Source organism: Mesorhizobium sp. LNJC405B00 (assembly GCF_000502615.1).
Taxonomy (GTDB): domain Bacteria; phylum Pseudomonadota; class Alphaproteobacteria; order Rhizobiales; family Rhizobiaceae; genus Mesorhizobium.
The window spans coordinates 751,214-762,500 of the sequence record NZ_AYWC01000001.1; the positions used below are offsets into that span (position 1 = coordinate 751,214).

8 protein-coding genes, 1 tRNA gene and 2 rRNA genes (1 of these 11 only partly in view) are annotated in these 11,287 nt (G+C 60.0%); 6 read left to right on the forward strand and 5 right to left on the reverse strand.

Annotated features, from left to right (window positions below; genetic code table 11):
* Positions 1-1,112: 1,112 nt before the first annotated feature.
* The 5 genes from X756_RS161595 to X756_RS161575 all read left to right on the forward strand — a co-directional run bounded on the left by X756_RS161595 (position 1,113) and on the right by X756_RS161575 (position 5,779).
* Positions 1,113-3,545: an S-layer family protein gene (locus X756_RS161595; RefSeq protein WP_023728601.1), complete on the forward strand. Its 2,433-nt coding sequence runs from the start codon at positions 1,113-1,115 to the stop codon at positions 3,543-3,545.
* A 118-nt stretch (positions 3,546-3,663) separates the two neighbouring features.
* Positions 3,664-4,170, forward strand: coding sequence for a tail fiber protein (locus X756_RS161590; protein ID WP_023728602.1), 507 nt, complete (start codon positions 3,664-3,666; stop codon positions 4,168-4,170).
* 12 nt (positions 4,171-4,182) lie between these two features.
* A complete protein-coding gene (locus X756_RS161585) occupies positions 4,183-4,704 on the forward strand; it encodes a tail fiber protein (RefSeq protein WP_023672956.1) in 522 nt (173 codons plus the stop codon).
* Between the two features lie 9 nt (positions 4,705-4,713).
* Positions 4,714-5,241 (forward strand): tail fiber protein, encoded by a 528-nt coding sequence (locus X756_RS161580; protein WP_023686661.1) that lies wholly within the window; start codon positions 4,714-4,716, stop codon positions 5,239-5,241.
* 94 nt (positions 5,242-5,335) lie between these two features.
* Complete coding sequence (locus X756_RS161575; protein ID WP_032995624.1) at positions 5,336-5,779, forward strand: GNAT family N-acetyltransferase; 444 nt, start codon at positions 5,336-5,338, stop codon at positions 5,777-5,779.
* Positions 5,780-5,795: 16 nt separating this feature from the next.
* Here X756_RS161575 and X756_RS161570 read toward each other — a convergent pair whose 3' ends face one another.
* Both X756_RS161570 and X756_RS161565 read right to left on the reverse strand, forming a co-directional pair.
* Entirely contained in the window at positions 5,796-6,374 is a 579-nt protein-coding gene (locus tag X756_RS161570) for a 2OG-Fe(II) oxygenase (protein ID WP_023728603.1), read from the reverse strand.
* A 70-nt stretch (positions 6,375-6,444) separates the two neighbouring features.
* Complete coding sequence (locus X756_RS161565) at positions 6,445-6,714, reverse strand: hypothetical protein (RefSeq protein ID WP_023704276.1); 270 nt, start codon at positions 6,712-6,714, stop codon at positions 6,445-6,447.
* A 237-nt stretch (positions 6,715-6,951) separates the two neighbouring features.
* Here X756_RS161565 and X756_RS161560 point away from each other — a divergent pair, with 237 nt between their 5' ends.
* Entirely contained in the window at positions 6,952-7,740 is a 789-nt protein-coding gene (locus X756_RS161560; protein WP_023728604.1) for a SapC family protein, read from the forward strand.
* 322 nt (positions 7,741-8,062) lie between these two features.
* Here the strand turns inward: X756_RS161560 and X756_RS161555 are convergent.
* The 3 genes from X756_RS161555 to X756_RS161545 form a co-directional block, all read right to left on the reverse strand.
* Positions 8,063-8,139 (reverse strand) — tRNA-Met (locus X756_RS161555).
* Between the two features lie 262 nt (positions 8,140-8,401).
* A 5S ribosomal RNA gene (gene rrf, locus X756_RS161550) occupies positions 8,402-8,516 on the reverse strand.
* Between the two features lie 201 nt (positions 8,517-8,717).
* Positions 8,718-11,287, reverse strand: a 23S ribosomal RNA gene (locus X756_RS161545); it runs 232 nt beyond the window's last position.

Sequence of the window (11,287 nt, forward strand, 5' to 3'; positions counted from 1 at the left end):
GGTGACGGCAGCGGTCGCGACCAGAACAATCTCGCGACGCTGGCCACCGCCGAAGCAGCAGCCGTGGCGACGGACATCCTGGTTCTCGTCAACGATGGCGGCACCATCACCGCGGCAGGCAGCAATGGCAACGACACGCTGGCTCTCGCCACCGGCGAGCAGGTGCGCGGCTTCGGCAACGGCAACATCAATCTGGCGCTGACGGTGCCCTCCACCATCCAGCTCGCCAGCAACAGCATCTCGATCATCGACCAGACGCCCAATGGCGCCGCGACGCTGACGACGAGCGCCGGCAACAATGTCATCACGCTCGGCGCCAGCGGCAACATCATCGACGGCTTCATCCTGAATGGCAGCCCGGCGGGTGCCGCGCGTGGCGTCAAGGACAATGGCGCGGGTGCTGCGAATACCGTCATCAGCAACATGACCATCAGCAATTTCGCCACGCAGGGTATCGAGATCACGCCGTCAAACAGCACGACGATCAACAACGTTACTTTCTCCGGCAACGCCAGCGATGTGTGGCTGAACGCGTCCAACACCACCATCACCAACGTCACCAGCACCGGCGCCACCGGCATTGCTTTCAAACTCGACAACACCACCGGCACGACGACGCTGACCAACGTCAACATCACCACGGCGGCGACCGGAACCGGCATCGCCTTCGGTGGCGCGTCGGGCGCTGGCGGCACGATTGCCGGTACCAATGTCGACATATCGGGCGGCAGCGGCCTTTCGGTGACCGGCGGCAACGCGGTGATCAGCTTCGACGGCGCCAGCTCCATCATCAGCACGTCGGGCGCGGCGGCCACGATCTCGACCCGCGCTGGCGGCAGTCTCACCTTCGCCGGCTCGGTGATCGCCAATGGCGCTGCCAGCGGCATCAGCATTTCCGGCGCGACGGCGGCCAATACGGTGAGCTTCACCGGTACGGTCGATCTCGGCACCACGACGCCGATGACCGGCACCGCAGTCGCAATCAACAACGGCGCCACGGCCTCGACCGTCAGCTTCGCAAACCTCGACATCGTCACCAACGGCACCACCGGATTCAGCGCNCCACCGGCATCAATTTCACCTCGACCAATTCGACCGGCGGCACCAACAACGTGTCGCTGACCAATGTCACCGGCGCCGGCACTGTCAGCCTCGGCTCCGGTGCGCTCGGCGGCGCGACCGGCGCGGCCTTCCTGGTCACCGGCGGCTCGGCCAATGTCAGCTATGCCGGCTCGGTCACCAAGACCACGGCCGGAAACGTCGTCAGCATCTCCACCCGCACCGCCGGCACCACGACATTGTCGGGCACTCTCAGCGCCACCGGCGGCGTGGCCAACGGCATCCTCGTCAACGCCAACACCGGCGGCACGATCAACTTCTCCGGCGCCAGCAAGATACTGACCACCGGAGCCAACAATGCCGTCGACCTGACGGCGAACACCAACACCGCGGTCAACTTTACCGGCGGCGGCCTAGCCATCACCACCACCTCCGGCACCGGCTTCAACGCCACGAGCAACGGTACTGGCACCGTGACCGTTATCGGCTCGGGCAACACGATTTCGACCGGCAGCGGCGTCGCGGTCAACCTTGACAGCGTTGCCATCGCGGCGGGCGGCGTGACCTTCGCTTCCACGAACAAAGGCGCCGGCGGCACCAGCGCCGTCATCCTCGATACCGTCACCGGTTCGGGAGCGATCGACCTCGGCACCGGCGCGCTGGTGGGCGGAACAAGCGCCGTGATCCGTATCGGCGATGGCCTAGGCACCGCCAACAGCGGCGGCACGGCGGCCTTCACCTATGCCGGCGCGATCACCAGCGGCAGCACCGGCCAGGCGGTCAACATCCAGGATCGCGCCCTGACCGCCGGCAACATCACCCTGTCGGGCAACATCACGCATAATGCGGCGGGCCAGATCGGCATCCTGCTGGACGACAATGTCGCCGGCATCATCACCTTCTCCGGCGCGTCGAAATCGATCACCTCGACCACGGCGGCTGGCGTCAGCCTGAGCGACAATGCCGGCGCGACGATCAACTTCACCAATGGCGGGCTGGTCATCGCCACGACCAGCGGCGCCGGTTTCAGCGCCACCGGCCCCGGTCCGGCAGCCACCACCGGCGGCACGATGACGGTGCAGGGCACCGGCAACACCATCGTGTCCGGCACGGGCACGGCCCTTAATGTCGCCAACACGACGATCGGCGCCGGCGACGTGACGTTCAGGAGCATTGCGTCCAATGGTGCAGCCAACGGCATCGTGCTCAACAACACCGGCACCAGCGGCAATCTGGTGGTGACCGGCACCGGCGCGACGGGGGGCAGCGGCGGCACGATCCAGAACTCGACCGGCGATGGCGTCAGCCTGACCGACACTCAGGATGTCAGCCTGAGCAACATGATCATCAGCGACAATGCGGGCAACGGCATAAAGGGGCTGCGGGTCAACGGCGTGGTGCTCAACGGTCTGACCCTGAACAGCAATGCCGATGCCAACACCGAGTCCGGAATCCTGTTCAACGAACTTACCGGCAACGCCTCGCACGTCACCACGTTCACCAACCTCACGGTCTCCAACTCATTCACCCATAACGTGCAGGTCATCAATTCCGGCGGCACGTTGGCGAACCTGGTGGTGAGCGGCGGCACGTTCTCGAACAACGGCGCCTCAAACAATGCCGGCAGCGACTTCATCTTCGAGGCGGACGGCGCCGGTGTCGCCGGCGCGCCGACGATGACGCTGACCGTCGACGGCGCAACCTTCACCGGCAACAACGCCTATCCCGGACCGGGAGTCATCCCTGGAACCGGTCTGTTCGTCATTGCCAATGACGGCACCGTCAACGCTCACATCGGCGAGACCACGGGAAATCTATTCAACAATCTGAACAACGGCATCAACCTCACCCAGAGCAGCAATTCCGGCGCCGGCACGGGCGGCAATCTGAATTTCACCGTCCGGAACAACACCGTCACCAACAGCGACTCGACGGCCATCAACGTCTTCAGCAGCGGCGACCTCGCACGGACGCTTGACGGCATAATCGCCAACAACGTCATCGGTACGCAAGGCGTAGCAACCTCGGGATCGCGAACCGGCAACGGCATCAGGGTTGGGCATGAAAGCCTCGGCGTCGCCAAGGTGCTGATCGACAACAACATTATCCAGAGCATCGGCGTCAACGGCATAAGCGGTGGCGACAGCGTCTCGATCACGCAGCTCGTGCAGCCGGGCACCGTGCACGCGACGGTCACCAACAACACCATTCGCGACAATGCCGACAGCCGCGGCATCACGGTCACCGCCACATTTGCCGGCGCTATCATCAATGCCGACGTTCATGCCAACACCATCACCAACGTCAACAACGCCAATGCCATCCGCTTCCTCGCGGACGGCCTCGGCGGCGCCGACGGCACGATCAACGTACCGCAGGCGAGCGAGGCCGGTATCGAAACCGTCAATGGCGGGGCAACGGCACTGACGGACACCCGGACGTTCTTCAACCAGCCGCTGCCACTGCTGCCTGCCGCGACACCGTAGTCAGCAACCTTGGATTTCGTCCTAGGAAATATATTTTATGAATCTGATATCGACTTGTTGTCTTACTTAGGCATAATACAAGAATTCAGACAGTAAGCGGCCAACGGAGGGGACGGGGATGAGTGAGCCTTATTTAGGTGAAGTCAAGATCATTTCCTGGAACTATGCACCGCGCGGCTGGGCATTTTGTAACGGCCAGTTGTTGCCGCTTAACCAGAACCAGCCATTGTTCTCACTTCTTGGCACCAGGTACGGCGGCAACGGCCAGACAAATTTTGCCCTTCCGGATATGAGGGGACGTGCGCCGGTTCATACGGGCGGCCCTATCGGTGCAATTGTCGGGGGCCAGGGCGGCGAAGAGTTTCACACGCTCACGCTCGGCGAAATGCCGACACACAACCATTTCGTCAACGCATCGAACACTGCCGGCAACGTCAACAATCCATCCGGCGCGCTGTTGGGGGCGAACGCCAGCCCGATCTATCAGCCGCCTGGCAGCGCGGTGGCTATGGCGAAGGAAAACATCACTTTCGTCGGTGGCGGCCAGCAGCATGAGAACAGATCGCCCTATCTCGTCTTGAATTTCATCATTGCCCTGCAAGGCATATTCCCGTCGCGAAATTAAGAGGACGCTTCGATGAGCCAACCTTTTGTCGGCGAGATCAGGATGTTCGGTGGCAATTTCCCTCCGAATGGCTGGGCGTTCTGCCAAGGCCAGCTGATGCCGATCTCCGAGAACGAAACCTTGTTCAATCTGATCGGTACGACCTATGGCGGCGACGGGGAGGAAACATTCGCCCTGCCCAACCTCGCATCCCGCATCCCCGTCCATGCTGGCAAGGGCCCGCTGGTCAGCCAGACCTATATCATCGGAGAACTGGGCGGGGTCGAATCCGTCACTGTTTCAACCCAACAAATGCCGAACCATTCCCATACCTGGACCGGTTCGTCGAATATCGCCAAGAATCCGGGTCCGTCCGGCGGTGTCCTGGCGACATCGAGCCTGCTGACGCCCTATGTGGGTATCGCACCTGATGGCAACATGGCCGCCGGAGCCATTTCGCCGGCCGGCGGCAGCCAGCCTCACGACAATATGGTGCCGTTCCTCGCCGTCAGTTTCATCATCTCGCTATTTGGCATCTTCCCCCAGCAAAGCTAGAGACTTGCCATGACCAATCCGTTCGTCGCCGAAATTCGAATTTTTGCCGGAGATTTCGCCCCGACGGGGTGGGCGACCTGCGATGGCCAGCTCCTGCCAATCTCGCAGAATACGGCGCTGTTTTCGCTGCTGGGCACAGTTTACGGCGGCGACGGCAAGTCGACCTTCGCGTTGCCGAATATGGCTGGCTCCGCGCCCATGGGGCAAGGACAGGGCAATGGCTTGTCGGAGCGGTTTCTCGGCGAGACGGGTGGCGAAACGTCCGTCACCCTTCTGCAAACGGAAATGCCGCAACATAATCATTTTGTCGCGATATCCACCGAGAGTGGCGCCCAGGGAACTCTTACCGATGCGGTTGTTCTGGGGAAGTCGGGGGGCGGAACGCTGTATCAGAACAACACTTCGCAAAATCTGGTCCAGATGGACCCCCAGGCACTGAGCATAACTGGCAGTACGTTGCCTCACAACAACCTGCCTCCCTATCTGGCGATGACGTTCATCATTGCCATGCAAGGCGTTTATCCGGCGCGTCCGTAAGCGCCACTCCATGATCCAGCTTCCGATTGTGGACAACGGGCCTGTTATATTTTGCTGGGTGCGCGCGGCGCGGATTGATCTGACGTTCCGCCCGATGGCGGACGCCGATCTGCCGTTCCTGTCGGCGCTCTACGCCTCGACCCGCGCCGAAGAACTTGCCGTCACGCCGTGGAGCGACGCGCAGAAAACGGCGTTCCTCGACATGCAGTTTCAAGCGCAGCACGCGCATTACCAGAAATACTATCCCAACGCCGACTGGCTGGTGATCGAGCAGGCAAGGCAAGATATCGGTCGCCTGTATATCGAGCGCTCGGCGAGCGAGCATTGCATCATAGATATCGCCTTCCTGCCGGCGCATCGCGGCAAGGGGTCTGGCGGTGCGTTGCTCGCCGATCTCATCGATGAGGCCGCCGCCGCCGGCAAGTCGGTCTCGATCCATGTCGAGAAGAACAATCCAGCGCGGCGGCTCTACAAACGCCTCGGCTTCACCGTTGCCGAGGACAAGGGCGTCTACGACCTGATGATCCGTTCGCCGTAAGGGGCCGTGTTGGTCGTCACGCGCCGCGATACCAGGATACGATGGTGAAACGTTCGTTGCACGTGACCGGGGTGACTTCATGCGTCGTTTCCGAGCGAAAGGCGACGAGAGAGCCCGGCAATGCCGGCATGGCAATGCGCAGGTCCGGGCCGCTGTAAGGCCCATGCAGGACCAGCGAGCCGCCTGCATAGGTTTCTGGCGAAGGGTTGTCCGATTGACGGTTGAGAAAGATCACCACCGAGATCTTTCGGAACCGCGACTCGTCGTGAATGAGCGGCGTGTTGCCATCCTGGTGCGGCACAAAGAAATCGCCTTCCCGATAGTGAAGGAACTGAGGTTTCTCGACCTGGCCGAGCAGCAGCCCGAAATGCCGCTCCAGAGCCGCCTTCTGCTGCGCCAACAGGGCACTCACCCGCTCTTCAGTGGCCTGCGAAACCTCGGCGCGCACGGTCTTGCGAATCTCCGGCCATGCCGTCTTCTGGTCGGCACGCCCCAGCAGGCCGGCCGGACGGCTCACGGCCGCCCGGATTTCGGCGCACAGTGCGCTACACGCCGCTCCGTCAAATACGTCCGCAATCTCGATATAGTCGATCATATGTCGAGCCGCCGCGCTGGCAATCACCCTGATGACCGGATCGTCCCCTGGCCGATCGGACCGCGAAAAATCAGTTGAATACCGCCTCGTAAAGCCGCCCCGCCGCATCGGCAGCGATCGGCACGATGAAGATCTCATGGGCGCCGCTTTTGCCGTTGAACCGATAGATAGCCTGCGGCAGCGCCGCGTCGCGCGGCCCCCTGAACAGCAGCGTGAAGCCACCGCCGTCGCGCGGGCTGTTGGCAATGGGCTGCACCGCGCTCAGTTCCAGCGTGAGCGTCTGACCGCCGGCTTCGACGGAAAAGCTCTGCCCCTGCTCGAAATCCGAAAGCGATGCCATGCGCCTGCCCTGGTTCGTCTGTCTTAAGACGTTTTGTGTTGAGAGTCTGTCCCGTCAGCCAATGTCGCTGCTTGATGGCATGCTGTCTATAGAGCTCGATCTCCAGAAGTAGAAAAGAGCACGATCGAACAACGAGGTAGATTTATCCCGCTAATGTCGGGGTAGATCAGTCGTCAGTGCGTTGCGCCCTCGCCGCCGCTGGCCTAAACCGGAGGGCATAAGAGGAGAATGCCAGGGATGACCGATGCGAAAACGGACGGGGCGGAAAGCACGCCCGCCAATGCGCTGCCGCTGTTCTACAAAAAGCCCGAGGCGCTCAATCCGCTGCGGCACGGCTCACTCGGCCTTACGGCGCGTGCCGATTTCTCCTTTGCCCGCACCGCGCACGCCATCCCGGTCGTCGCCTCGGAAATGCCCGCGGCGATGCGCTCTTACCCCATCGTTTTCATCGGCGACGCCAAGGCGCCTGTCATCATCACCGGCCTGCGCCAGGACCAGAACCTGTTCGTCGGCGCCGACGGCAAATGGGCGGAGCCGCATTACATTCCCGCCTATGTCCGCCGGTACCCCTTCATCCTCGCCGATGAATCGAAAACGACCGGCCGCCTGACGTTGTGCATCGACCGCGCCAGCGAACGCGTCGTCGAGCAGATGCCCTCATCCAAGGACAGCGACGAGATCGCGCCCTTCTTCGACGGCAACGAGCCGGCCGAGGCCTCGAAGCAGGCGCTCGCCTTCTGCAGCCAGTTTCAGACCGACTTCAATGCGACTCGCGCCATGATCGACAAGATCGACGCGCGCGGCCTGTTCGCGCCGCGGCAGAGCAAGGTGACGCTGGAGGGCGGCGAGACCCTCAACCTCACCGACTTTCAGGTGATCGACGAGCCGGCCTTCAACAAATTGAGCGACGAGGCGTTTCTCGATCTCAGGAAATCCGGCGCGCTTGCGCTGCTCTATTGCCATCTCGCCTCGAGCAACAGCTGGACCTCGCTGGTCTTCCACGCGTCGTTGCGGCGAGTTGGCTGAAGCGGCCCGCGACGAAAAGCTTCGGCAAGGCGCGGGTTGTTTAAATCAACGGTTAGCGCCTTCGCACGACGATCTCTCCGCCGCTCGAATCATGCTGTTGTCGTGCAGATCGCTTGCCATGACGGGCTGGCGAGCTCCCAATGCTCGACGTGTAGCTCTCGCCGAAATGCGCCGAGGCGGCATCACCCCCCGGTTCGCGGACCTGTCAATAAAGTCGAGCACGCCAGCCTTGCTGCCCTCCTCGATCGTTGAATAGCCGGTCGCGGCCATCGAGCACGGTCCGAACGCAAAAAGCCCGCGTGAAGCGGGCTGTTTTTGATGTTGGTTGCGGGGACAGGATTTGAACCTGTGACCTTCAGGTTATGAGCCTGACGAGCTACCGGGCTGCTCCACCCCGCGTCACCTCCAGGGCAAGCTCTTGCTTGCTCCGGACTCTCCAGGGCAAGCTCTTGCTTGCTNTGCTCCGGATCTGAAGCAAGCGTTTGCTTGCTTATCTGGACGTAAGCCTGGGCCTATGAACAGGATGGCTTACAGATAGGTATATGGCTGACCAAATGAAAGGGCCGCTTGCGCGGCCCGTGATCCCTTGGCGGGCCTTTTCGTAGAGAGAAGATTCAGTTTCATCCGGTTTGCGGATGAGAGTTCAACGTGCGTTTTGCAGACCTGGCAGCGACCTACTCTCCCGCGTCTTGAGACGAAGTACCATCAGCGCTGGAGCGTTTCACGGCCGAGTTCGGAATGGGATCGGGTGCAGCCGCTCCGCCATAACCACCAGGTCGGCAAAACGCACGTTATATCGAGAAGCTGTTTTTTCGTGCCAAGGCGACGTTTGTGTCTAGCTAACGGACAAAGTCCGCAAGCGCGACTGCGCGTCGCCGGTTTTCCGGCGCCCTCGCGGAGCATAGGCCCTGTTAAGGGCCGCTCATGCGTGAGCGCTGGTCAGATCATCGTGTTCACGATGAGCATAAGGAATGAGAACGATCAAGCCGATCGAACTATTAGTACCGGTAAGCTTCAAGCGTTGCCGCTCTTCCACACCCGGCCTATCAACGTGGTCGTCTTCCACGGTTCTCAGGGAATACTCGTTTTAAGGTGGGTTTCCCGCTTAGATGCCTTCAGCGGTTATCCCGTCCGGATATAGCTACCCTGCTATGCGGCTGGCGCCACAACAGGTCCACCAGAGATCCGTCCATCCCGGTCCTCTCGTACTAGGGACAGATCCTTTCAATATTCCTACACCCACGGCAGATAGGGACCGAACTGTCTCACGACGTTCTGAACCCAACTCACGTACCGCTTTAAATGGCGAACAGCCATACCCTTGGGACCTGCTCCAGCCCCAGGATGCGATGAGTCGACATCGAGGTGCCAAACAACCCCGTCGATATGGACTCTTGGGGGTCATCAGCCTGTTATCCCCGGCGTACCTTTTATCCGTTGAGCGATGGCCCTTCCACGCGGGACCACCGGATCACTATGACCGACTTTCGTCTCTGCTCGACTTGTCAGTCTCGCAGTCAGGCAGGCTTATGCCATTGCACTCAGCGAACGATTTCCGACCGTTCTGAGCCCACCATCGCGCGCCTCCGTTACTCTTTAGGAGGCGACCGCCCCAGTCAAACTACCCACCATACATTGTCCCGGACCCGGATAACGGGCCGCGGTTAGACATCCATAGTAATAAGGGTGGTATTTCAAGGGTGGCTCCACCTGAGCTGGCGCCCAGGTTTCAAAGCCTACCACCTATCCTACACATGCCACTACGAATGCCAATGTAAAGCTATAGTAAAGGTGCACGGGGTCTTTCCGTCTAACCGCAGGAACCCCGCATCTTCACGGGGAATTCAATTTCACTGAGTCTATGCTGGAGACAGCGGGGAAGTCGTTACGCCATTCGTGCAGGTCGGAACTTACCCGACAAGGAATTTCGCTACCTTAGGACCGTTATAGTTACGGCCGCCGTTTACTGGGGCTTCGATTCAGAGCTTGCACCCCTCCTCTTAACCTTCCAGCACCGGGCAGGCGTCAGACCCTATACGTCGTCTTGCGACTTCGCAGAGCCCTGTGTTTTTGATAAACAGTCGCTACCCCCTGGTCTGTGCCACCCTCCTCTACTTGCGTAGAAAAGGGTCACGCTTCTTCCGAAGTTACGCGTGCAATTTGCCGAGTTCCTTCAGCATAGTTCTCTCAAGCGCCTTGGTATACTCTACCTGACCACCAGTGTCGGTTTCGGGTACGGTTTATAAGGAGGAGCTATTTCCTGGAACCGCTCCGCTGCCCGTTCAATCCGATAAGATTGGACAACTTGTGCGATCCGTCACTACCTCCAAGCCCACGAATATTAACGTGGTTCCCATCGACTACGCGTTTCCGCCTCGTCTTAGGGGCCGGCTAACCCTGCTCAGATTAGCTTTAAGCAGGAACCCTTGGTCTTTCGGCGGGGGAGTCTCTCACTCCCCTTACGTTACTCATGTCAGCATTCGCACTTCTGATACCTCCACCACCCCTCACGGGTATGGCTTCGTCAGCTTACAGAACGCTCCGCTACCGCTTGGCCCTTGCGGACCAAACCCTAAGCTTCGGTGTATGGCTTTAGCCCCGTTACATTTTCGGCGCAAAGACCCTTATTTAGACCAGTGAGCTGTTACGCTTTCTTTAAATGATGGCTGCTTCTAAGCCAACATCCTGGTTGTTTTGGGATCCTCACATCCTTTCCCACTTAGCCATAACTTGGGGACCTTAGCTGTAGGTCAGGGTTGTTTCCCTTTTCACGACGGACGTTAGCACCCGCCGTGTGTCTGCCGACTAGTACTCCCAGGTATTCGGAGTTTGGTTAGGTTTGGTAATCCGGTGAGGACCCCTAGCCCATCCAGTGCTCTACCCCCTGGGGTATTCGGTCGACGCTCTACCTAAATAGATTTCGCGGAGAACCAGCTATTTCCGAGTTTGATTGGCCTTTCACCCCTAGCCACAAGTCATCCCGAACTATTGCAACAGTTATGGGTTCGGTCCTCCAGTAAGTGTTACCTTACCTTCAACCTGCTCATGGCTAGATCACTCGGTTTCGGGTCTAATGCGACGAACTGAACGCCCTGTTCAGACTCGCTTTCGCTGCGCCTACACCTAGCGGTTTAAGCTTGCTCGTCACACTAAGTCGCTGACCCATTATACAAAAGGTACGTGGTGACCCTTGCGGGCTCCCACTGTTTGTAGGCAATCGGTTTCAGGTACTCTTTCACTCCCCTTGTCGGGGTGCTTTTCACCTTTCCCTCACGGTACTAGTTCGCTATCGGTCATGCACGAGTACTTAGGCTTGGAAGGTGGTCCTCCCAATTTCAGACAGGATTTCACGTGTCCCGCCTTACTCGAGGACGATTGATTGCATTACGCGTACGGGGCTGTCACCCACTATGGCCCTACTTTCCAGAAGGTTCCGCTTGTCTCTCAATCGCCACTGGCCTGGTCCGGGTTCGCTCGCCACTACTTCCGGAGTCTCGGTTGATGTCCTTTCCTACGGGTACTTAGATGTTTCAGTTCCCCGCGTTCG